We start from the raw sequence: 23283 nt of genomic DNA, 5'->3' as shown, positions 1-23283 counted from the left end.
TCGTGCTGTGTCATTGCAGTTTGACTAACCGTCTTCGTCCTATTTAAACTTGCCCGTACTGGATACCCGTCACGGCCCCGTGGTATCCGTCGGGAAACCATCCGCACCGTCGGCTTCGAGGGCCTCGACGAGCAACTCGGCGACGTCGACGATCTCGATGTCGTCCTCGAACCCGCCCGTCTTCCGCCCGTCCTCGTACATCGTCATACACATCGGACAGGCAACGACGAACTTCTCGACTGCCCCGCCGGCGTCGGTGTCCTCCAGGGCCTCACGCAGACGCTCCTCGCTCGGTTTCTCCTCCTCCTCTAACTCCATCCACAGCCCCCCGCCACCGCCGCCACAGCAGAAACTGTTCGCCCGGTTCCGCGGCATCTCCTCGAGGTCACACCCCGTCGCCCGGATCAGCTCCCGCGGTGCCTCGTACTCGTCGTTGTACCGCCCCAGATGACACGGGTCGTGGTACGTCACCGTGTGGTCCAACTCCGTCCCCTCCAGCCCGAGCGCGCCCGCCTCCACTAACTCCTCGATCGCCTGCGTCCAGTGATATACCCCGATCTCACCGTCGGCGTTCCACGACCCCTCGACGTCGAACTCCATCATGGGATCGTCGGCGAACTCCTCGAAGTCGACCTCCGGGTACTCGTTTGCGAACGTGTTGTACGAGTGCGGGTCCGTACAGACGATCGTCTCGAACGCACACGCCTCGAAGGAGTCGATCAGCGTCCCCGCCTGCTCGATGTAGAGAAACTCCTCGCCCACGCGGCGGATGTCGTTGCCGTCGTATACCTCCTCGTCGTACAGAATCCCGACCTCGACGTCCGCCGCCTCGAAGATCTTCGCCAGCGACCGGGCGACCTTCTTGTTGCGGTCGTCGTAGGACGGATAGTCGCCGACGTACCACAGATACTCCACCTCCGTCTCGCGGGCGTCCGCCACCTCGAATTCGAGGGCGTCGGTCCACTCGCCCCGGGCGGTCGGCGACTCACCGAAGGTGTTGCCCTTCGTCATCACGTTCTGGAAGACCTCCTGGAGGCTCGGCTGGATGTCGCCCTGGTCGGTCAGTTGGCGGTTCAGCCGGGTGAAGCTCGTGAGGTGTTCGATCTCGACCGGACAGGCGTCCATACAGGCCATACAGGACATACACGACTCCATCGTCGAGCGGTCGATGACGCCGCCGTCGGCGACGATCTCCTCGGTGTCGCCGCCGTCGCGTTCGAGCGATTCGCGATACGCCTTCAGATCGAGAATGACGTCGCGGGGATCGAGCGGCCGGCCCGAGGCCTTCGCGGGGCAGACGGACGAACAGCGGCCACACTTCGTGCAGGCGTCCTGATCGAGCAGTTCTTTCCAGGAGAAATCGTCGATGGATTCGGCGTTGGTGGCGTCGAGGTCGGCAGGGATACCGGGGAGACGGGCACCGGCGGTGTCGTCTCTGGCGACGACGTTGGCGAACGACGAGAGCATGTGGAACGGCTTCGCGTAGGGGATGATGGCGATAAAGAGGAACGCGATCAGCGCGTGGGACCACCAGGCGAGGGGGTAGACGGCGGCCGCCATGGAGGCGTCCATACCGAGGCCGGCGAGTCCAAGCGCGGTCGCGGTCCCGACGAAACTGACGGGTTCGACGGTGGGAATCGCCGCGCCGGACCCGAGGATGCGCAGCCCTTCCAACAGGAAGCCACCCACCCCGAGGGCGAACAGCGACCACACGAGGAAGTCGTCCTCCCAGTCGGTGTGTTTGCCGTGAAGGCGGTCGGTGCGGACGACATAGCGCCGCCAGATGGCGACGCCGAGGCCGACGACGAAGAGCAGCCCGAGGGCGTCGACGACGAGCTGGTAGGAGAGATAGAAGTCGCCGACCCAGAAGGACTGTCGGTCGCCGAGTGCGATGGTGAGCACGCGGTACCACTCGTCGATAAAGAGGATGGTGGTGGCGATCAACAGCGCGAGAAAGCCCCAGAGGATAAAGGCGTGCATGAGGCCGCCGACCAGATCGCGGTTGAACTGTTTTTCGTTGGAGGCGACGGTTTTGGCTGCGGCGGCAATGCGGGCGGGGAGGTTGTCGAGGCGGTCGAAGGGATCGTCGGAGCCGCGGGCATAGCGGGCAAAGCGGCCGTAAGTACCGTAGGCGAAGACGACCACAGTGACGGTCGCGAGGAAATAAAACAGGGCCTTTTCGTGCGTGGAGATGAGCCAGAAGGTCTTGCGGGTAACCTCGTCGGCCTGCAATGGAGCCACGGGGAGCATACAATTGAGGGAGGATCGGACCCGCTTAAGTTTTGTTACACGGACGTTCGTGACGGTGTGCGTCAGCGGGTGCCGACCGGGACGAAACCGACGGACATCGAGAGAACGGTCCGAGGGGGAACCACGGTCACGAGCGAGAGTACGACGAACGTCGCCGCAACGGCGAGCGCGGCGGCGTCGAGCCGTGAGAAGCGCAGTTCCGGCAGCGTCGGGTTCCACGAGAAACACCGTGCCCGCAGCGCCACGGCGAAGCGATCGGCCCGTTCGAAGGCCCGATTGAACGCCGCGGTCACGAGCATCCCCATCCGATCCGGGACCGACCGTTCGGTCCCGAGCCGCGCCCGGTGGGCGTCCCGGATCCGGCCGACGTCGGCCCGTAAGACCGGCAGAAACCGGAAGACGAACGCGACACCCATCCCGAGGAACTGTCCGACCCGACCGGGGACCGCCCACTGAATGGCCGCCCGGGAGTCCCGGACGGGCGTGGTCCGGACGTACGCGGCGGCGACGCCCAACACGAGCAGAACGCGGTAGCCGGCGAGGGCGGGCCCGACCGCTTCGGCGGGGACGAACCACACGCCCCAGGCGAACCCGTCGAGAAGCGGAGCGGCGATGAGAAACGGCACGACGAACCGAAACGCCCACACCACCCGCCGGGGATCGGTCCGAGCGAGATACAACACGGCGAGCGTCACGACGGTCAGAGCCGCCAGCCCGCGGGGCGTCGTGTGGGCGAACGCCGCCGCCGCGAACCCGATCTGGACGGCGAGTTTCGATCGCGGGTCGAGCCGGTGGGCGAGCGAATCGCCCGGTTCGTAGCTCAGCACGGTCGGATGCCGAACGCTTCGAGCCGTTCGTCCCTCGGGGAGTCGGGTTCGAGTGCGACCGTCCCCTCCGAGACGACGACGATCCGGTCGGCGATGTCGCCGAACGCCTGGAGGTCGTGTGTGACGACGATCACGCTCGTCCGGTCGGCCGAGAGGGCCTCGAGCCGTCGGCGGATCGACCGCCGTGCCGGGTGGTCGAGGCCCGCGAACGGCTCGTCGAGGACGAGGTGGTTCGGCTCCATCGCGAGCGCTCCCGCGATGGCGACCCGCGCCTGTTGGCCCCCCGAAAGCCGATCGATACGGGCCCCACGGTGGTCGGTCATGTCCACCGCGTCGAGGGCGTCCGTTACCCGCCGGTCGATCTCCCCGCGGGCGAGCCCGAGGTTTTCGGGGCCGAATGCGACGTCCGCGCCGACGGTCGCGGCGACGAAGCAGTCACGGGGGTTCTGAAACACCATTCCGACGGCCGTACGGGCGGCGAGTGGATCCTCCGAGGCGTCGGTTCCGTCGACGGAGACGGAGCCCGATTCCGGTTCGAGAAGGCCGTTGAAATGCCGAACGAGCGTCGTCTTTCCGGAACCGTTCGCCCCGGCGACGACGAGGAATTCGCCGTCCTCGATCCGCAGCGAGAGCCCGTCGAGAACCACCGTTCCGCCGCGCCGAGCGCGGAGGTCCCGGACGGCGATCATCCGGCGCGGATCGCATCGCTTCTGACGATCCCGACCGCCGCGGCCATCTTCACCGCTTCGGCCGGGACGAAGACGGCCGCCCCGGTGATCACGGCGGTACGCAGCGTCATATCGAGGTTCCACCACAGGAACGGGACGCCGATCCCGTAGATGACGATGGTGGCGGCGGCCATACCCACGAGCAGACGGGCGGTCGAGGTCTCGGCGAGCGGCCGAAGCCCGCCGTTGCCGTGGGCGATCGCGCCGACGACGACCGCCGCGACCGCATACGAAAAGAGATACCCGCCCGTCGGGCCGAGCAACACGCCGATCCCGGCACCGCCGCCCGCGAAGACGGGGGCACCGAGCGCGCCGGCGAGCAGGTACAGTACCATCGATGCGCCCCCCCACAGTGGGCCGAGAAACAGCCCGGCGAGGAAGACGCCGAGCACCTGTAAGGTGACCGGAGCGGGGGAGAGCGGATACGGGAACGAGACGTACGAGAACGCGCCCATGAGAGCGGCAAAGAGCGCTGCACGCGCGACGTTTTGGGCGGTCTCATCGCCCACAAGGTCCACGTCGGTCGATGTCGAGTTGCTCATGTAATGGCATTTTCGTCAACTGTATTCATTATATCGGTTGACAGACGGGGACCGGTCCGCCCCCGCCCCGCCTCCGCCTCCGCCCCCGCACCGCACCGCCTCCGCACCCGCACCGCCTCCGCCCCCGCACCGCACCGCCTCCGCCCCCGCCCCGTACCGTACTGCCTCCGTACCCGCACCGCACCGCCTCCGCCCCCGCACCGCCTCCGCACCCGTACTGCCTCCGCCTCCGCCCCCGCACCGCACCGCCTCCGTCAAATGAGCAGTCCAGACCGCAACACGAACAACAGGACGGTCAACGTGCCGATGCTTCCGACGGTCGTCAACAGGATCGCCGTGCTCACGTATTCGGGGGCGGTTATCCCCTCGCCGCCGGTGTCGTACTCGATCGTCAAAAGCAGCGGCGTCACGGCGGCGGGCATCGCACACGCGAGAACGAACACCCGCCCGACGTCCCCGCCGAGTCCGAACGCGAGCGCGACCCCGATCGCGAGGGCGGGCGAGACGACGAGTTTGAGGACGAACGCGGGAACCGTCTGGCGGACGGCGCTGCCGTACGTCGTGTTCGCCAACTGGATCCCGAGCAGGAGCAACATGACCGGGATCGCGGCATCCCCCGTCAGCCGGAGGACGTCCATCGCCGGACTCCCGTCGGCGGGAACAGCACCCAACAGCCGGACGAGCGGCGCGGCAACGACCGCATAGACGAGCGGGAGCCGGAAGATTTCCAAGGCGGCCCCCTTCGTCGACGTCGAGGATCCGCGTGAGGCGATCGATACCCCGACGGTGTACATCAACACGCTCTGAAACACGATATAAAGGACCGCGGTCGACCGGCCGACCGCCCCGAAGGCGAACGCCGCCAGTGGAATCCCGTAGTTCCCGGCGTTGGGAAACGAGCTCGAAAGCAACAGGCCGCCGTACGTCGCCCCGGACTCGCCGAGTGCGGATCCGACGCCGGCGGCGAGCGCGAGCATTCCGAACGTATAGGCGGTTACGCCGGCACCGAGGACGAACGCGGTCCGCTCTCCGATCGGGGTCGTCACCAGGCTATGAAACACCAGCGCCGGCGTCAGCACGTAAATCGTCACCGTCGCGATCGCGTCGACGTTTATTTCGCGACCCCGTCCGAGGACGTAGCCGACCCCGGCGATCGAGAGCACGGGGAGGATCGACTCGGTGAGTGCGGCGACGAGCGACACGGTCGGAGTTCGCCCGTCGCCCTACTAGAACGTACCGGTCGGGTCGAGAGACCGCTCTCGGTCAGATGGAAGAAGCCGCGGGAAAACGGATCAGCTGCTGATGAACTTGTTGTCGCGCCAGTCGACCGTGTTCTCGGATTCGTGGTCTCTGGGATCGTCGACGACCTCGACGCTCGCCGATCGCTCCTCGCCGTCGACGATCCGGATCGCCTCCAGTTCGTCGTCGACGGCCGCGATGGCGGTCAACGTCCCCTTTTCGGCGTACTCCGCGAGCGAACACAGTACCTCGAACATCGGGTACTGCAAAGCGGTGTTCTGGAGGACGGTCTCGCGGTCGCCTTTGAAACACGCGTATTCGACGAGCTTCGAGTTGATTTCGGGCTCCTCCTGTGTCTGATCGCCGTCGCCGAAGCTCCCCCACTGCGGGCCGTCGTCATCGCCGACCGACGCGCCGTTGTCCGGTTCGGGCGGCGTCTCCTGCCACCCGTCCTCGGTCTCGTAAAGCCGGTTTTCGGTGATGCTCGCCTTCAGCTGCGCCGTCGGGGTGTATTTCGAGATGTTGTCCTCGGCGGCGATCGCGCTGACGATGAGCGTGTTGTTCCGTCTCGTTACGTCGACGTCCTCGATTTCGACCGGCAGGTCGTACTCGTCGAAGAACTCGTGGACGTCTTCGAGTTGCAGTTCCAGCGTCGAATGAAGTCTGTATACGCGACTGGTCATAGTATCCCTGTCCCACAGCGGGGGTCTCTCCCCTGACGCGAGTGGTCCGTCCGAATATAGGAGTTCATTACTTATATCACCTGTCCTTCGCCATGTTTGGCTGTCCCATACCGCAGCCGGGCGGTCGGATCGGCGCTTCGGCGGCCCGCTGTGGTCCGTCCTCCGATCGTTCACCGCCGGGACACACCGGCCGGAAAGTTAACCCGTTGGGCTCTGTAGAGAAGTTCGATGATGGACCACTACCAGGTGACGGTTGTCGGCGGCGGTCCGGCCGGGCTGACGGCGGCGTTGTATGCGACCCGACTCGGACACGACACGGCGGTCATCAACCGCGGTGGCGGCCGGGCGGCGATGATGCTCGATACGCACAACGTCATCGGCGTCACGGAGGACGTCTCCGGCAACGAGTTCCTCTCGACGGCGATCGAGCAGGTCGAGGAGTACGGTGCCGATTACGTACAGGACCGCGTCACCGACGTCGACCCGCTCGGCGCCGGGGAGGGTGACGGAAACGCGGACGGGACCGGATTCCGTGTGACGGCCGGCAGCGTCGAGATAACGACCGACCACGTCGTCCTCGCGACCGGGTTCTCTGACGAGCGCCCCGAACCCCCTCTGCCACGAACCGGCAAGGGGCTCCACTGGTGTCTACACTGCGATGCGTACATGTTCGTCGACGAACCGGTGTACGTGATGGGGACCAACGACGCCGCCGCCCACGTCGCGATGATCATGTTGAATTTCACGCCCGACGTGGACCTCCTCACCCGCGGCGACGACGTCGAGTGGTCCGAGGAGTCCGCGACGATGCTCGAAAACCACCCGGTCGACGTCGTCCACGACGAGGTCGTCGGTATGGAAAAAGACGACGACGGCTGGCTCTCGGCATTCGAGTTCGAGGACGGGACCGTTCGGGCGTACCGCGGCGGATTCCCGATGTACGGCTCCGATTACAACACCGGCCTCGCCGGGTCGCTCGGCGTCGAATTGAACGACGACGGCACGATCGCGGTCGACGACCACGGCCGTACGAGCGTCGACGGCGTCTACGCCGTCGGCGACGTCACGCCCGGGCACAACCAGATCCCGACCGCGATGGGCGAGGGAGCCCGCTGTGGGATCGGCAACCACTACGACCTCCGGTCGTTCCCCCGCACCCCCGAAGAGATCGAGGAGCGCGGACCCGTTAGCGAATCGGACGTCCCCGCGATCTCGGAGCGGCTGTTGTCCCACGCCGTCACCCACGAGGGCCATCCCGGCGGACCGCGCGAGGAACAGTCGGCTCCGGGCGACGACTGATACTGCCGGACGTACCGACTCGAATCGCGGGGCAGTCGACACGCACGTTCGACCGGCGGTTCGGACATGCAACGGTTCAGATGTTCACGAACGGACGTCCGGCAGTATGGGACGGATCGCCGTGCCGGCGTGCCGGCCATCGCCGAACCGTACGGATGATGGTCAACAAGGGAGGGCGACCGTCGCGTTTCGGCACCCTTCCACGTCCGTGGCCGTCCGCCCCCGGTTTCATCCCCCGAGGAGGGAAATCGCAACACAACCCGTGGCGGAAGTCACATCACAACGTTTACCAAAGGATGCGGTAAACGTCCGGCGTGAACCTGTGTAGGGACCCGACCAGGCGACGCTGGCTCGCGTGGGGGGCGTTGGCCCTGGTCTTTCTGTTGGTCAACGTCCACCGACTGTCGACAGCCGTACTCTCCGAGCAACTGAGCGCCGATTTCGGGATCACGGCGGCCCAACTCGGGACGCTTCACGCCTCGTTTTTCGTGATCTACGCGTTCATCCAGGTCCCGACCGGGGTGCTTGCGGACCGATACGGCCCGCGATACGTCGGTTCGATCGGCGCGTTCGTCCTCAGCCTCGGTGCGATCGGTTTCACCGCCAGCGGGGGCTACCTCTCGGCGGCCCTCTCGCGGGCAGTGATCGGCCTCGGCAGCGGCGTCATTTTCGTCTCCATCCTCCGGTTTTGTGCCAACTGGTATCGGGTCGACGAGTTCGCGACGATGGCCGGACTGACCTCGGGGATCGCGGGCGTCGGGGCGATCTTCGCGACGACGCCACTCGCGGTCGCCGTGGGGCGGTTCGGCTGGCGGCCGACGGTGTTTGCGCTCGCCGTTATCGGGTTCGTATCGGCCGCCGCGGTCTTCGTACTGGCGCGTCAGTCACCCGCGGCAGCGGGCCTCGATCCGATCGAAAACGTCCCCGAGCAGTCCACCGTGTCGCTCTCCGAGACCGGCGGCTACCTCCGGGAGTTGCTGGGTGACCCCGACCAGTGGCTGCTCTCGCTCGCGTTCTTTTCGGGGATGGGGACGATTCTGACGGTGATCGGCCTCTGGGGCGTCCCGTATCTGGTCGCGGTGTACGGTCTCGACGTCACGACGGCGTCGTATTTCACCCTGTTAGGCTCGGTCGGAATCCTCGTCGGCGGTCCCGGCGTCGGATGGATATCCGATCGGATCGGACGGCGGCTCCTGCCGATGGTCGTCGGCTTCGGGCTCTTTGCGCTCGTCTTGGCGGTGATTCCCGTTTTCGGATCACCGCCGCTATTCGTCGTCGCCGCCGCCTACTTCTGTATCGGGAGCGGTATCGGCGTGTCCATCCTCGCGTTGCCGGTGATCAAGGAGCGATATCCCGCCGAGGCCAGCGGCGTTGCGACCGGGACCGTCAACGGCGCGGGCTTTTTCGGCGCGACCGTTCTGCCGACGCTTATGGGGATCGCCGTCGACCGGTACCGGACCGGTGACGTGGTCGCCGGGACGGTCACCTACACCGAGTTCGGCTACCGGGTCGCGTTCGCGATCACGACCGGGGCGGTCCTCCTCGCGTTCGGCAGCACGCTTCTGTTGTACGTCCGCGAACGCCGCCGATCCGCCCGAGATAGTTTATAAACGCGGGTCCGGATCGAGCCATCGACCTGTCGCAGCCGCGCAGGTCGTCTACGTCGACATCGTAGGGTCCATGCTCGCTCACGGCCGTACTGCGACGTTCGTCAAAGATCCGCCCGTCGAAACCGGGACGCTTGTAGGGGGCCCCGCCGATCCCCCGGTATGAGCGATCCGGATCCGAAGTGCAACGCCCCGCGAGTCGTCGTCATCGGCGGCGGCGTCGCCGGCCTGACCGCTGGCACCTTCCTCGCCCGCGCGGGGTTCGATGCCGCCGTTCTCGGTGGCGGCGAGTCGATCCTCCGGCGGAACGCACACCTCGAAAACGTACCGGGATTTCCCGCCGGCGTCAACCCTCGGCTGTTCGCCGACCTGCTCGAACGCGGTGCGGAGCGCAACGGCTGTCTCCTCGAGGAGGGACGCGCGAGGGACGTCGTCCCGGAGGATGGCCGGTTCCGAGTCCGGATCGAGGCCGACGACGACGCGATGGACGGCCCGTCCGCGCTCACAGCCGACTACGTCCTCGCGGCATCCTGGAGCGACCCCGAGTACCTCCGGGATCTCGAATCGGTCGACCTCGTCGATCGGGGCTCGAAGACCTACGTTGACGTCGACGATGGGGGCCGAACCGGCCTCGAGGGGCTCTACGCCGCCGGCCGGATCGCCGGTGAGGCCCACCAGACAGTCGTCTGTGCGGGCCATGGGGCCGACGTCGCGTTGACGCTGATCGGGGACTCCGACGTACCCTTCTATCACGACTGGGTCGCCCCGGAGGGGTACTTCACCGATCGGGGTCGGGACGTGCCGCCCGGATGCGAGGAGATCGATACCGAGGAACGCCGACGGCGCGAGCGGGAGTCGATGGCGCTGATGGCCGAGGCGTTCGAGACGCCGCATTCGGACGAGCCGACGACGCATCCGAGCCACCGTGAGGACGGAGGCGACTGATCGAGACGACGCTCGGCCGGCCGTGATACTGCCGGTGATTTATAACCGAGAGCGAGCCAGCTGGCTCTATGTCCCCGACCGAGGCCGACCGCACCCACGATCGTACCCACGACCGCACCCACGATCGTACCCACGACCGTACCCACGATCGTACCCACGACCGCACCCACGATCGTAACCACGACCGTACCCACGATCGTGAGACCATCGACCGGCGGCTCGAAGCCGTCGAACGGGCGCTTTCGGAGGAAGAACCGCTCGAACGGGCTGACCGACTCGACGAGCTGGAGACCCGCATCGCCGAACTCGAAGCCGCGGTGCAGGCGCTTCGTGGCTACGTCGGCTCGGTTCGGGCGGTCAACGAGGAGGTCGAACTACGGGCCGACCGCGCGCTCCGGAAGGCGGAGGCCGTCGAGAGAAACGTCGCTCCGCCCCGACGCGATCCGACGGCCGATCCCCCCTCCGAATCCGAGCCGGGCCGCGGATCCGGTTCCGCCTTCGGTCCTGACGCCGGCCGCGACGCCGACCTCGTCTCGGATCCCCATCACGACCCGGCATCGGGGGCGGAGCCACCGGCGGACGGACGATCCGGGGGGCGATCGACGCCGCTGGCCCGGCTTCGAGAGCGGCTGTGATCCGCGTCGTCCTCGCCGTCGCGTTGGCCGCCGCGATATTCGGCCTCGTGATGCCGAGCGCGGAACGCGCCGACAGCGATCGGAGTACTACGCTCGCACTCGAGGAACTCCAACGCCTGTCCGACGCCGCAGAACGGCTCGCCGCGGAAAACGACCCCGTCGATCCGGTGCGGAAGCCGGCCGCGACGACCGTCACGTTACGCCCGCCGGAGCCGACGTTCGTAGACTCCGGGAGGTTCCGGATTACGGACGGTGCCCTGCGGTGGGAGTCGCCGACCGGGCGGAACGAAACCGTGACGCCCGCGGTTCCGGTCCGTATCGACTCGCCGGCGACCGTCAGCGAGCGGACGCATATCCGACTGTCGCTCGTTCGGACCGGCGACGGGGCCGTCGTTCGGCTGCGGATCAGTCCGGGAAGGGTTTAAATACGAACCCGCAGCCAGGCACCCCGTGTTCGCCCGACTGCTGTCATCGGAGGCCGAGTGTCGCTGTGAGCCGACGTTCGAGGCCGACTGCCTCTCCGTCGAAAGCGACGAGTGCCCCGGCGGCGGGCGTCTCAGTGAGGAACCGGCCTGCCGGCGAACCGTCATCGAGGCGCTCGAACGCCGAGACATAGCGTCCGTTCGGACGCGGTCGGCCGGGTTCGAACGGGCCTATGAGGACGGGGCTGCCGGATTCCTCGTCGCTGCCGGCCGGTTCGCCGACGCCGCGACGTTTCACGACGGGGCGCTCGCCGAGCGGGCGCGGGAGGATCCTCTCGGGGCGGCGACCGCGGCGGCCGGGCGAACCGGCCCCGTCGCTGGGCTGGTCGCGGAGACCGGGCTGGCTGCGTTCCTCGGGAGCGACTACCCGACGGCGTTGCGGCCACAGATCGGCCCCACGGTCGCCAGATCCCGAGTCGCCACCCGCCCTCCGGCGGACGCGACGCTCCGGGATCGATACGAGCTCGATACGGGCGCGATCGTCCGCCGGTACGACGGCGGCGAGATGGCAACGTACCATCTCACACCCGCCGAACACCGCCTCGACCCCGAGGACACCGCGACGCTCGCCGAGGCACACGGCCGACTGGCCCGCGGCGCGATCGGAGGCGGCCAGCGGGCACCTACTCGTGCAGTCCGATCCGTCGCCGGCCCGGATCAACCGGTCGGAACGCTGTCCGCCGCACTCACCAAGCACACGCGCGGACTCGGGGTCCTCGAGGACTGTTTTGCCGATCCGGGCGTGACTGACGCGTTCGTTACGGCCCCCGTCGCCGACAACCGCATCCGGGTCCGCTGTGACGGCGAGACGTTTCGGACGAACGTCAGGCTCACCGAGGACGGCGTCGCGGCGCTGGCGTCGCGGTTCCGACGATCGAGCGGGCGGGCGTTTTCACAGGCCAGCCCGACACTCGATGCGACCGCCGACGCCGGCGGCCGGCGGGTACGGATTGCCGGGGTGACGGACCCCGTGAGCGACGGCACCGGGTTTACCTTCCGGGCACACGACGAGGAGGCGTTCCGGATCGCTGATCTCGTCGACAACGGGACGCTCTCTGCGGAGGTCGCGGCGTTCCTCTCCGTGGCGACGAAACGCGGCGCGGCGACGCTTCTGGCCGGGTCGCGGGGAGCCGGCAAGACGACGCTTCTCGGGGCGTTGCTGTGGGAGATCCCACCCGACGTCCGGACGGTCGCCATCGAGGACACGCCCGAGCTCCCGGTCTCGGAGCTTCAACGTGACGGCCGAGACGTCCAGCCGCTCCGGGTGACGACGGGGGACGGCGCGTCTATCACCGCCACCGAGGCGCTCAGGACGGCGCTTCGGCTCGGTGACGGGGCGCTGGTCGTCGGCGAAGTCCGCGGCGAGGAGGCCCAGGTGTTATACGAGGCCATGCGGGTCGGTGCGGCCGACGGGACGGTCCTCGGAACGATCCACGGCGGCGACGGCGAGTCCGTCAGAGAGCGCGTCGTCACCGACCTCGGCGTCGCGGAGTCGGCGTTCGCCGACACGGATCTGGTCGTCGCGGTCGAAGCCTACGAGGACAGCGGCTCACGGCGGCGGCGGGTTCGGTCGATCGAGGCGGTCCGACGGGCCCGCGATGGCATCGACTTCGAGTCGCTGTACGACGCCGACTCGGAGACCGTTCAACTGGCTGATGCCCGCCTCGTCGAAGACCTGTCGACGCCGACAGAGACCGCCGCCGACGTCGAGGCGGCGATCCGGAAACGGACCGCTCAACTGGGGGGATGAGTACGGTGTCATCCGGCCGCTCCCGGCTGCTCCGGACGTTCGCGGCGCTGTCACCGCGATCCTCGACGCCGGCGTCGATCCGGGCGCTCGCCCCCTTCCTCGATGGCGATCCCGAGGCGCTCGCCGCCGCGGCCGACGGGACCGGTATCGCCGTCGGCCTGTGTCTCGGGGCGATCGCGATCGGCCTCGGTCGGCCGTCGCTGCTCGTCGCCGCCGCGGGTCTCGGCTCCGGAGCGGCGGTCCTCGCACGCGGCGGTATCCTCGCGGTCGCCAGCGCCCGCCGAAGCCGGACGCTCGGCACCGCGCCGACGGTGGTTAGCCGTGCCGTCCTGCGGATGCGGATCGCGCCGGCGGCCGAGGAGGCCGCCGCTTTCGCCGCCGAAACGGAGGGGCGCCTCGGTGGCCGCCTCGCCGATCACGTCGGGCGTGCCCGCGGAACGCCGCTGTCCGGACTCGGCGCGTTCGCCGAGGCCTGGCGGGGGCGGTTTCCGGCGCTGTATCGCTCGCTGACGCTCGTCGAAGCCGCCGCAGATGCCCCCGCCGCCGAACGCGACAGGACGCTCGACCGTGCAATGAGGACAATCCTGGACGGCACACGGGACCGGGCGACGGAGGCCGCAGACTCGCTTCGGGGACCGTCGACGGCGATGTATGCCTTCGGCGTCCTGCTTCCCCTCGCGCTGGTCAGCGTGTTGCCGGCGGCAGGTGCGGCCGGTGTCGAGGCGACGCTGCCCGCGATCGTTGCGATATACGACCTCGCCCTCCCCGCCGGATTGCTCTGTGGGAGCGGCTGGCTGCTCGCGAACCGTCCAGTCGCGTTCCCACCGGCCCCCATCGACGCCGAGGTGGCGACCCACCCCGCCATCTACCTCGGGGCGGGTGCTGGTGCGGGACTCGCCGGTGGGCTCACAGCCCGGACGTTTCTCCCCCGGTGGACCGTGCCGCTTACCGTCGTTGGGTTCGCCGTCGGCGTCGCCCTGTTCGTCCGATATCACCCAGTCGTCGCCGTCAGGAAGCGAGCGGATACGCTCGAATCGGCGCTTTCCGACGCGCTCTATCTCGTCGGTCGCCGTGTCTCCGATGGGATCGCCGTCGAGCAGGCGGTCGCCGATGCGGCCGGAGAACTCGACGGGATCGCGGGTGATACCTTCCGGGCCGCGGCCAGGCGCCAACGCCAACTCCGCGTCGGTGTCGAAGTCGCGTTCGTCGGCGAACACGGCGCGCTCGACGGACTTCCGAGCCAGCGGGCCGAGAGCATGGCCCGGCTGCTCGGGATGGCAGCGGGAACCGGGGCTCCAGCCGGCAGGGCGCTCGTCGAGACGGCGGATCACCTCGACGAACTCGGTCGCGTCGAGCGGGACGCCAGACAGGATCTCGCCCGCGTGACGTCGACGCTTTCGAACACCGCTGCGTTCTTCGGGCCGCTCGTTGGCGGTGCCACCGTCGCGCTCGCGGACAGTGTCGGAACGACGGATGCGCTGAACGGGAGCGCTCCCGAGACAGCCGGCCTCGGAATCGCCGTCGGCGTCTATGTGCTCCTCATGGCCGCGGTCCTGACGGGACTTTCGACGGGGCTACAGCGCGGGCTCGACCGGGCGACCGTCGGCTACCGGGTCGGGATCGCGCTCTGTACCGCGACGGCGACGTACCTGCTGGCGGTTTTTGTCACGTCGGGCGTCTCCGGAGGTTTATAACCCAAGACGGGGCCAGACCGCCCATGTTCGAGATGCCCTTGGACGCGTGGTACGTCTGGATCGGGCTGACGATAGTCAGCGGGACCGCGGTCGGGATGGTGAGTGCTCTTCCATCGGCGGTCCCGCCGGACGCATCCGGGGCGGCACGGACGGTCGACAGCGTCGCCGCGAGCGAGCACGCCGCGGTGGGAAAACACCCGCTCTCGAACGCCGAAACCGCGCGTGTCGGGGCCGACTCGATCTCCCTCCGCGGCCCGGGTGGCACCGAACACGCCCGGTTCGGCTACGGTCCGGTCGTCCCGGTCGTTAGGGACAATGCACTCCGAGCGGCGCTTCTCGGCGAGCCTCCCGAGCGGGCCTTCCGGACGCCCGACGAGTTCGAACGAGCCGTACAACGGGCGAGAGAGACCGAACCGCAGTGGCAGGGAACCGACCGACTCCTGGCCCGCCGGGTTCGATGGGAGGGAACCGACGTTGTCCTCGTCGGGTAGGGGTCAGACCGAACCGCTCGCCGCGCTCGTAGCGGTGTTTGCGCTCGGTGTCGGCCTCTCGCTGTACGTCGGGGCACTGGATTCGACGCTCCCCTCGCTGACGATCGAATCCGAGATGGCACCGGTCGCCGCAGACCGGTTCGTCGACGAGGCGTCCTCGCTGGGAGTCCTCCAGCCGCCGATCGAGGGGTCGGCCGACGCCGCCAGCCCCAACGGGTACGGGATGAACGCTACCCTTCGGAGTGGATCCGACGTGTGGCACGGCGGCCCGAGGCGGTCGTCGACCGGCGGCTGTGTTCGGCGAACGGTACGTGTTCGCACCGCTCCGGGGATAGTTCGGCCGGGGACGCTGGAGGTGTGTACGTGGCCCGAGGTGTGAGTACCGTACTCGACGTCACGATCTGTCTCGTGTTGGTCGGCGTTGCCATCGGTACGCTCGCTGTTGCTGTCCCCGAGGAGGGCTGGCGATCGACGGTCGACAGCGATCCGAGCGCGGTGTCGGTCGGGACCGTGACGGCGACCGTTCCGGTCGAAGACGGCCACGAATCCCACGGGACGCTCGCACAGCACCTCACGCGTGCAACGGTGCTCGCTGCTGTGCTCGATGGCGATCGACTCGTCCCGTCGTCGTATCCCGCCGCGACCCGCCGCGTGGTCGGGTACCGGACGGCCGACCGGGTTCGGATCACCACCCGGTGGGTACCGTACCCCGAGGCACCACTCGAAGGGGAGATCACGGTCGGCCCGATACCACCCTCGACGGCCGACGTGGCCGCGACGCGATTGACGGTCGACAGCGGTCTGTCGACCCCCGAGTCCCCTGAATCGACCGAATCGTTCGCCACGGCAGTCGCCGAGGCGTACATACGTCGGCTCTTCCCGCCGGAACGGACCAGACTCCGGCTCGTCGATCCCCGGACTGCGGCCCAGGGCGCGGACCGGTACCGTTCGATCGCCGAACTCCTGGCCGTCGACGTCGACGACGCGATCGTCGACGCATCGCCGAGGCTGGCGAACGAGCGGCTCGCCGCCGGACTCGCCGGCCGCCTCGAAGCCGACCTGCGTTCGGACAGCAGCGCGTCCGAGACCGTGCCGGACGGCACGGCGTCCGGGCGCGTCGAGATCGTCGTTCGGCGGTGGGAGCCGTGAACGACCGCGGTCGCGTCCCGTTCGCGCTCGTCGGGGTTCTGTTGCTCCTCACGAGCACGACGCTGGCAGCGACGACCGTGGTACAGCCCTCGGACGGGACCCCCGCCATCGAGGACGCGATGGACGGTGCGGCCGCCGCCGCCCTGACGGAGCTACGCGGTGCGGCAGATACCGCCGCAACGAACGCCGCGATCGATCCCGTCACGGAGCCGGCCGACACGCCCGCCGGACGGGCGCTAAACGGGAGCAAGCCGTTCCGGGACGCGCTCCGACTGCGGCTCTATTTGCGCGCCGCCGACCGACTCGACGGCGTCGAAGCGACACGGGGGGCGGTCACGGTCTCGGCCTCACTGCCGGCCGTCGAACCGACGACAAAGGGGTATCGGGCCGCGATCGAACGGGTCGATATCGGACGGGCGGGCGAGGACGAGGCCGCGATGGCCGTCGAGATCGACGGCGTAAACTTCGCCGCGACGAGGGACGGCCGGGCGCTGAGGAGCGTCGAGCGATCCCCGACGTTCGTCGTCTCCAATCCCGCCTTGCTGTTACACGATCGAACCGAGCGCTTCGAGACGCGAGCGAACGCACCGGTGCTCCAGCGCGGACTCGGGCGGCGAGTCACCGCTCGGCTCTACCCGATCGCGTGGGTCCGCGGATACGCCCAATACGGTGGCGCACCGATATCGACGGTGCTCGGCACGCGACACGTCGAGTTGGCGACGAACGACGCGTTGCTCGCCGAACAGCGGGCGACGTTCGGTGAGGCGGACCCGAACGGCCACCGCGGCGTTGCGGCCGCAGGCCGGCGAATCGCGACGACGGACGCCCTCGTCGGGGTCGGTGGGGACAAAGAGTGGACCGACACAGTACTCAAAGGTGCCGACGCGCTGGGTCCGGCTCCGCCGCCCGAACAGCCGGTCGGGACCTGGCGCGAGGAGCCCGATACCCCCGTGGTGACCGCCGACATCGATACTTCGGCCGACCGCGCATTCGCCGATACGATCGGCGTGACCGGTCCCGATCGGCTCGAAGAACGCATCGATCGAGTCCACACGGTCGAAGCGCGCATCGCGACGACGACGGCGTTCCGGGATCGATCACGCCGAGGGGACAGATCGCCCGGATACGGCTGGACGCTCACGTCCGTCGATACCGACGAATCCGTCGACGCCGACCGGGCCGGTAGCGGCGGGCCGAGCGCGACCGGATGGACGACCGTCGATACCGGCCGGTACGACGTAACGGTGACGAGAACGACGATCCGGGACTGGGAGAAGGACAACGAGACGGAGTCCACGACGTCGGTTACCGAGCGGAGCTACCGCGTCCGGATCGCGGCGCAGGCGCGAACGGTGCCGATGAAAGGGGTGCCCGACGGCCGGGTCGACGGGCATCTCAGCCGTGCCGCCGACCGAGCCGGCCGGCGTGCGATCAGGGATGTAGGCGGGTTCGAGGACGCAGCGAAAGCGGCAGCGACAGGGGAGTCGGTTCGGGCGACGGCGACCGCAACGGCGGGGTGGTCGATCGACCGCTCGACCGTCGAAGCCGACATCGGCACCGTCCGGGACCGTGTTAGCGACGTTTCGCTCACGCTTCCGGCCCCGTCAGTCGGAACCGGTCGGGCGGATCCCGCAGAACGGCTCCGCGACGAGTTCGACGGAATGCGCGGTGAGTTGCTGATCGAAGCCGACCGGTCGGCACACGAGCGGACGATCCAGGCGGGTCGACTCACGTATATGGGGGCTCTCGACTCGGAACTCGACCGGAGAGTCTCGGCTTCGGACGGTACCAACGCCGGCATCGAGGACGCCCTGGGCGAGTATCTCGGTACCGACCGCCTCGACGGCGCGCTGGCCGCCCACCGAGGGGCATCGAGGCCGGATGCGGAACCGATAGCCGATCCTGCCGGAAACCTCTCGCTCGCGGTCGAGACCGCGCCCTCGTATCTCACGACGAGTGGCGTGACCCGCGATCGGATCGACGCCCGCGGCGGCGGCAGCGTCTACCCGCTCTCGACGAAGACCGTCAGCGTCTTTTCGTCGCCGCACAGCCAGGTGGCGAGCGGGATCTTCGATCGGATCCCGTTTCTCAGCACTGGCCGCGTTTCGCTGTCGACGGCGGCGCGGACGCTCGATGCGATGCGTCCTGGCATGTCGAAATACGACGAACTGGAGACGGAGGTCGAAGACGCGACCGATCACGTTCGCGGAGAGCTGGTCGCCGACCTCGTCGATTCGGGCGTTCCCGAACACGAGGCCGAGGCGGCGCTCCGTGTCCACGCTCCGGCCGCCGAGGAGGCGCTCATGCTCACGAACGGCACGACGATCGAACGGGCCGCGGCCTCGATCGACGGGCCACCGACCCGCGAGCGGATCGAGCTCCGATTGGAGACGACGCTCGATTCTACGCTGGAGGACGACGCCGCCCGTCCACCGGAACCGACGACGACCGCGGCACAGCGAGGGGCAAAGAACGAATACGGCGAGGAACTCGAGGACGTCCTCGCGGACGGAATCGAGAGCGGGGCCGAGCGTGCCCGGGTTCGCCTGCTCGGCGACCGACTCGGGGCGGTTCCGGCCGGATTACCGATCCTACCGGTCCCGGGCTATTGGTTCGCTACCGCGAACGTGTGGTATGTCAGCCTCTCGGGGCAGTACGAACGGTTCGCGGTCAGGACGAACCGGGGCGACGGGGCCGCGACGATGGCGTATCTCCGGGATGGCCGGACCGCCTGGGTGACACACGACGGCGACATCGAGCGCCTCGGAACGGCCGAACGGGTCACCGTTCGGACCCGGACCGCGGTCGTCGTCGTCGTCCCACCGGGACCCCGAGGCGTCGGCGATACCGACGGCAAACCGATCAAACGGTCGCCGGGGTGGGGTTCGTAGGCGGCCCGAACGCTACTTGAACGGGGAGGCCGAACGGGCGATATGCTCCACGAAATCGCGGACACGCCCGGTGATCTGGCTCCCTCGGAAATCCACGATCGATATCTCGACGCGCTCGCAACGCAGGTCGACGAGTACGGTGTCGACTCGGTCGCCGAAGCGTCCAGGGTCGATCCAGCCGTACTGCGATCTCTGCTCGACGGGGAGGCTCCCGAACTGACGCTCGAGGAGGTCGCCTCGATACTCGCGGTTTCGGACGATACACCGGACAGCGAGACGATCGCCGCCATCGCCAGGGACGAACTCCTCATGGGGATGACGACCGCGGTTTTAGACGTCGAGGCCGTCGAATCGGGGATCGAGGGCGAACTCGAGGCCCGCGAGATACAATCGAAGGTCGAGGGGAGATTCCCCATGACCCTCGAGGAGTTCGTGTTGCTGTATCAGTACATCGAAGGGGCCCGATAGCGATGCGAGTCGGTATCCTCGGATGTGGATACGTCGGACTCGAGCTCGCTCGCCAGCTCCTCGAGGACCACGAGGTCGTCGGGGTTCGGCGATCCGACGCCGGCATCGAGGCCGTCGAGGCGACCGGCGCCGACGCCGTCCGAGCCGACGCGACGGATCCGGACGCCCTCGAGGCGGTTCCGGACGTCGACGCGCTCGTCTTCGCGGCGTCCTCCGGTGGCCGGGGGGCGGAGGCGGCCGAGCGCGTCTACGTCGACGGCCTCCGGACGGCGATCGAGACGTTCGGATCGCGCGCGTCGCCGCCGAACCGGCTGGTGTATACCTCGAGTACGGGCGTCTACGGTGATCACGGCGGCGAGTTCGTCGACGAGGACACGCCGCTCACCCCGACGACCGAAAAGACGCGGGTACTCACGGAAGCCGAACGGATCGCCCGCGAGATCGCCCCGGAATACGGTATCGACGGGAGTGTCGCCCGGTTTGCCGGTCTCTACGGCCCGGATCGCTACCGCCTCGAACGGTACCTCGATGGCCCCGTAACGGAGGGCTATCTGAACATGATTCACCGCGACGATGCGGCCGGGATCGTCCGGTTCATGCTCGAATCGACCCCCGAGGAGGTACTCGTTGCGGTCGACGACGAACCGGTCGACAAGTGGGCGTTTGCCGACTGGCTCGCCGACGAATGCGGCGTCGGACGCCCGCCGAAACGGACCAAAGCTGACCGCCTAGACGACGATGGGCTCCCGGAGGCGGCCCGGCGGCGAATCCTGACGAGCAAGCGGTGCTCGAACGATCGTGTCCGTGAACTCGGCTACGAGTTCCGGTATCCGACCTACCGGGAGGGCTACCGGCCAGCGATCGACGCCCACAGTAACGCGAACTGACGCTTACGTCCGACAGCGTCGCGGCTGGAGCCGTACCAGCCGACAGACGATGCCGCAAGCAGACCCTTTTTCGACGTCGGAACCCTGTGTACGGGCGATGGAATACGTACAGGAGCCGGTTACGACGCTTCACGACTTCGGGGACGCTCGCCCGAACGCGCCGACCGACAGCGCGACCGTCGTCGTCCCGATGACGGAGCGAGAACACACGGGCTTGGCCACGGAGCGCGTCTTCTCCGCGCTCGAGGCGGTCTCCCCGGAGCGCGTCGTCGTCTCACTCCGGGCCTCCGAGGAGCACGTCGGCTCGGTCGTCCAGTGGCTCTCGGGGTTCGACCTCCCGTTATCGGTTCTTTGGTGTGACGGCCCGCGCCTTTCGGAGCGCCTCTCGGAGGCAGGGCTCGACGGGCCGCGGGGTAAAGGCCGAGACGTGTGGCTCGCGCTCGGACTCGCAAGCGACAGCGAATACGTCGTCGTCCACGACGCGGACACGAAGAGCTACGACGAGCGTCACGTCGCCAAACTGCTCTTTCCGCTCGCACACGGGGCGGCGTTCTCGAAGGGCTACTACGCCCGCGTCGAGAACGACCGGCTGTACGGCCGGCTCTTCCGACTGTTCTATCGGCCGATGATCGAGGCGCTCGCGGCCGACCGCGACGATTCGATCCTCCGGTATCTCGGCTCGTTTCGGTACGCCCTGGCCGGTGAGTTCGCGACGACCGGATGGCTTGCGCGCCGGCTCCGAATCCAGCGTGGGTGGGGCCTGGAGGTCGGGACGCTCGGTGAGGCGTTCCGGCTGGTCGGCGCGGCGGGGTCCGCACAGGTCGATCTGGGGATCCACGAGCACGATCACCGGTCCGTCTCCGGGCCGAGCGGGCTCTCGGACATGTCCGAGCAGGTCGGGGAGGCGTTGCTTCGGGCCGTCGAGGACAACGGCTGCGAACCGGTGTATGACACGCTCGACGCACGGTATCGGGAGGCGGCCGAACGGCTCGCGGACGCCTACGCGCTCGATGCCGGCTTCAACGACCTCGAGTACGACCACGAGGCCGAGTTGACGCAGATCGACGCCTACGCCGATACCGTCGGGCGACCGGGAGCGGACACCCGCCTTCCGGCGTGGAAGGATGCGGATATTTCGCCGGGCTCGGTCACCGCGGCTGCGCTCGATGACCTCGCTGACGAGACGGGGATGGAACCGGACGAACTGACGCTTCGGCCGACGTAGCGTCCGGAACGTTCAGGGCCGGGACACCCGAGAGGGCTCGTATGAAACAGGCGATCGTGGCTCGGACGGACGTCGGAATGGGAACCGGAAAGCTCGCCGCGCAGGTCGCACACGCCTCGCTGAAGGCGTACGAGGACGCCGATCCGGATGCCCGGAAGGCGTGGAAATCCGGCGGTCAAAAGAAGATCGTCCTGAAGGGTTCCGGCGAGAAGCAGTTGCGTCGCCTCGCCGATCGGGCGCGCCAAGAACGGCTCCCGCACGCGATCGTCAGCGACGCCGGCCACACACAACTGGAGCCGGGGACGGTGACGGCCCTCGCCGTCGGTCCCGGTCCGGAACACGTCGTCGATAACGTGACCGGGGACCTGAGCCTCTATTGACGGTCCGTGGCGCACTCGTTACTCGAACCCTCTCTCGTATTGTCTCGGGACCGGCGCGTCGTAGCCTAACGCCTCCGCGGCCCGGATCGCGAAGTACGGGTCACGGAGATGTTCGCGGCCGACGACCGCGAGGTCGGCACGGTCGTTTCTGATCACCTCGTCAGCTCCCTCCGGGGTCGTGATTCCGCCGACCGCGCCGACCGGCGTTCCGCTCTCTCCGATCCGCTCGGCGTAGGGCACTTGATAGTGCGGGCCGGTATCGGGGACTTGCTGATCGGGGTGGATCCCACCCGCGCTCACGTCGACGAGATCGACGCCGAGCGGCTGTAGTTCCCCGGCGAGGCGGCTCGAGGCCTCCACAGTCCAGGACCGGCGGTCCGAGAGCCAGTCCGTCGCCGAGAGGCGGACGAAGACGGGCGTTCCGTCGGGAACTGCCTCCCGGACGTCCGTGACGACGTCCTTGAGGAGTCGGGTCCGACCCTCGAAATCGCCGCCGTACTCGTCCTCGCGGGTGTTCGTCACCGGTGAGAGGAACTCGTGAAGCAGGTAGCCGTGTGCCGCATGGATCTCGAGGATGTCGAACCCGGCGTCGAGAGCCCGGACGGCGGCGTCGACGAACGCCCGCTTTACGCGTTCGATCCCCGCCGAATCGAGCCGTTCGGTCGCGATCGAGTCCCCGTGGGGCCACGGCTCGTCGGTCGGCCCGACCGGCGTCCATCCCGAATCCCCGTGGACCGGGTCGCCGCCCTCGGAGGGCCGGGACGTCGACGCCTTCCGACCGGCGTGGGCGAGTTGGATGGCCGAGAGCGCACCCTGGGAGGCGATATATTCGGTGACCGACTCGAGTGCCGCCGCGTGTTCGTCGCTCCAGATGCCGAGGTCCTGCGGGGAGATGCGTCCTCGAGGGGTGACCGCGGTCGCTTCCGTCATCACGATCCCGGCACCGCCGGTCGCTCGACTGCCGAGATGGACGAGATGCCAATCGTCCGCGAGTCCGTCCTCGTCTTCACAGGCGTACTGACACATCGGCGAGACCGTCACGCGATTTCTCGCCGTTACGTCCCGGCACTCGAACGGGGTAAAGAGATGCACGATCGCAGTTCGGATGGTA

The 23283-nt window shown here is 68.1% G+C and carries 22 protein-coding genes; 15 read left to right on the top strand and 7 right to left on the bottom strand.

The window, feature by feature from the left end; all coding sequences use genetic code 11:
- Positions 1-69 precede the first annotated feature (69 nt).
- From HZR14_RS12160 to HZR14_RS12135, 6 genes are all read right to left on the bottom strand, one after another.
- The gene (locus HZR14_RS12160; RefSeq protein ID WP_181693138.1) at positions 70-2250 is read right to left on the bottom strand and encodes a heterodisulfide reductase-related iron-sulfur binding cluster; all 2181 of its coding nucleotides are present in this window, start codon (positions 2248-2250) and stop codon (positions 70-72) included.
- Positions 2251-2312: 62 nt separating this feature from the next.
- Complete coding sequence (locus HZR14_RS12155) at positions 2313-3077, bottom strand: energy-coupling factor transporter transmembrane component T family protein (protein WP_181693137.1); 765 nt, start codon at positions 3075-3077, stop codon at positions 2313-2315.
- Positions 3071-3766: an energy-coupling factor ABC transporter ATP-binding protein gene (locus tag HZR14_RS12150; protein WP_181693136.1), complete on the bottom strand. Its 696-nt coding sequence runs from the start codon at positions 3764-3766 to the stop codon at positions 3071-3073. Before HZR14_RS12150 ends, HZR14_RS12155 begins: the two co-directional genes overlap by 7 nt.
- A complete protein-coding gene (locus HZR14_RS12145) occupies positions 3763-4347 on the bottom strand; it encodes a biotin transporter BioY (RefSeq protein ID WP_181693135.1) in 585 nt (194 codons plus the stop codon). Before HZR14_RS12145 ends, HZR14_RS12150 begins: the two co-directional genes overlap by 4 nt.
- 254 nt (positions 4348-4601) lie before the next feature.
- Positions 4602-5549, bottom strand: a complete 948-nt coding sequence (locus tag HZR14_RS14650; protein ID WP_181693134.1) for an AEC family transporter — start codon at positions 5547-5549, stop codon at positions 4602-4604.
- A 90-nt stretch (positions 5550-5639) separates the two neighbouring features.
- Positions 5640-6269, bottom strand: coding sequence for a DUF7110 family protein (locus tag HZR14_RS12135; protein ID WP_181693133.1), 630 nt, complete (start codon positions 6267-6269; stop codon positions 5640-5642).
- Positions 6270-6497: 228 nt separating this feature from the next.
- Between HZR14_RS12135 and HZR14_RS12130 the strand changes: the two genes are divergently transcribed.
- From HZR14_RS12130 to pth2, 15 genes are all read left to right on the top strand, one after another.
- On the top strand, positions 6498-7568 hold the full coding sequence (locus HZR14_RS12130) for an NAD(P)/FAD-dependent oxidoreductase (protein WP_181693132.1): 1071 nt from the start codon (positions 6498-6500) through the stop codon (positions 7566-7568).
- Between the two features lie 314 nt (positions 7569-7882).
- Positions 7883-9178 (top strand): MFS transporter, encoded by a 1296-nt coding sequence (locus HZR14_RS12125; protein WP_181693131.1) that lies wholly within the window; start codon positions 7883-7885, stop codon positions 9176-9178.
- A gap of 159 nt (positions 9179-9337) precedes the next feature.
- A complete protein-coding gene (locus tag HZR14_RS12120; RefSeq protein ID WP_181693130.1) occupies positions 9338-10120 on the top strand; it encodes an NAD(P)/FAD-dependent oxidoreductase in 783 nt (260 codons plus the stop codon).
- 68 nt (positions 10121-10188) lie between these two features.
- Entirely contained in the window at positions 10189-10755 is a 567-nt protein-coding gene (locus tag HZR14_RS12115; protein ID WP_181693179.1) for a DUF7310 family coiled-coil domain-containing protein, read from the top strand.
- Entirely contained in the window at positions 10752-11180 is a 429-nt protein-coding gene (locus HZR14_RS12110) for a DUF7311 family protein (protein WP_181693129.1), read from the top strand. Before HZR14_RS12115 ends, HZR14_RS12110 begins: the two co-directional genes overlap by 4 nt.
- 25 nt (positions 11181-11205) lie before the next feature.
- Entirely contained in the window at positions 11206-12987 is a 1782-nt protein-coding gene (locus HZR14_RS12105; RefSeq protein ID WP_181693128.1) for an ATPase, T2SS/T4P/T4SS family, read from the top strand.
- Positions 12984-14681 carry a type II secretion system F family protein gene (locus tag HZR14_RS12100; RefSeq protein WP_181693127.1) on the top strand — a complete coding sequence of 566 codons (1698 nt, stop codon included), beginning with the start codon at positions 12984-12986 and terminating at the stop codon, positions 14679-14681. Before HZR14_RS12105 ends, HZR14_RS12100 begins: the two co-directional genes overlap by 4 nt.
- A gap of 23 nt (positions 14682-14704) precedes the next feature.
- A complete protein-coding gene (locus HZR14_RS12095) occupies positions 14705-15172 on the top strand; it encodes a DUF7283 family protein (protein WP_181693126.1) in 468 nt (155 codons plus the stop codon).
- The gene (locus HZR14_RS12090; protein ID WP_181693125.1) at positions 15156-15551 is read left to right on the top strand and encodes a DUF7285 family protein; all 396 of its coding nucleotides are present in this window, start codon (positions 15156-15158) and stop codon (positions 15549-15551) included. Before HZR14_RS12095 ends, HZR14_RS12090 begins: the two co-directional genes overlap by 17 nt.
- Positions 15548-16321, top strand: coding sequence for a DUF7284 family protein (locus tag HZR14_RS12085; RefSeq protein ID WP_181693124.1), 774 nt, complete (start codon positions 15548-15550; stop codon positions 16319-16321). The genes HZR14_RS12090 and HZR14_RS12085 overlap by 4 nt, the downstream gene beginning before the upstream one ends.
- Positions 16309-19212 carry a DUF7286 family protein gene (locus HZR14_RS12080; RefSeq protein ID WP_181693123.1) on the top strand — a complete coding sequence of 968 codons (2904 nt, stop codon included), beginning with the start codon at positions 16309-16311 and terminating at the stop codon, positions 19210-19212. The genes HZR14_RS12085 and HZR14_RS12080 overlap by 13 nt, the downstream gene beginning before the upstream one ends.
- A 42-nt stretch (positions 19213-19254) precedes the next feature.
- Positions 19255-19680 carry a DUF5791 family protein gene (locus HZR14_RS12075; protein WP_181693122.1) on the top strand — a complete coding sequence of 142 codons (426 nt, stop codon included), beginning with the start codon at positions 19255-19257 and terminating at the stop codon, positions 19678-19680.
- Between the two features lie 2 nt (positions 19681-19682).
- A complete protein-coding gene (locus tag HZR14_RS12070) occupies positions 19683-20567 on the top strand; it encodes an SDR family oxidoreductase (protein WP_181693121.1) in 885 nt (294 codons plus the stop codon).
- A gap of 97 nt (positions 20568-20664) precedes the next feature.
- Positions 20665-21792, top strand: a complete 1128-nt coding sequence (locus HZR14_RS12065; RefSeq protein ID WP_181693120.1) for a glycosyltransferase family protein — start codon at positions 20665-20667, stop codon at positions 21790-21792.
- Positions 21793-21833: 41 nt separating this feature from the next.
- A complete protein-coding gene (gene pth2, locus HZR14_RS12060; protein ID WP_181693119.1) occupies positions 21834-22172 on the top strand; it encodes a peptidyl-tRNA hydrolase Pth2 in 339 nt (112 codons plus the stop codon).
- Between the two features lie 18 nt (positions 22173-22190).
- Here pth2 and HZR14_RS12055 read toward each other — a convergent pair whose 3' ends face one another.
- On the bottom strand, positions 22191-23267 hold the full coding sequence (locus tag HZR14_RS12055) for an NADH:flavin oxidoreductase/NADH oxidase (RefSeq protein WP_181693177.1): 1077 nt from the start codon (positions 23265-23267) through the stop codon (positions 22191-22193).
- Positions 23268-23283 lie beyond the last annotated feature (16 nt).

The organism is Natronomonas salinimetallica (assembly GCF_013839515.1).
Lineage (GTDB): Archaea > Halobacteriota > Halobacteria > Halobacteriales > Haloarculaceae > Natronomonas.
The sequence above is the reverse complement of the archived record's forward strand: the minus strand, read 5'-3'. Positions and strand labels throughout refer to the sequence as shown.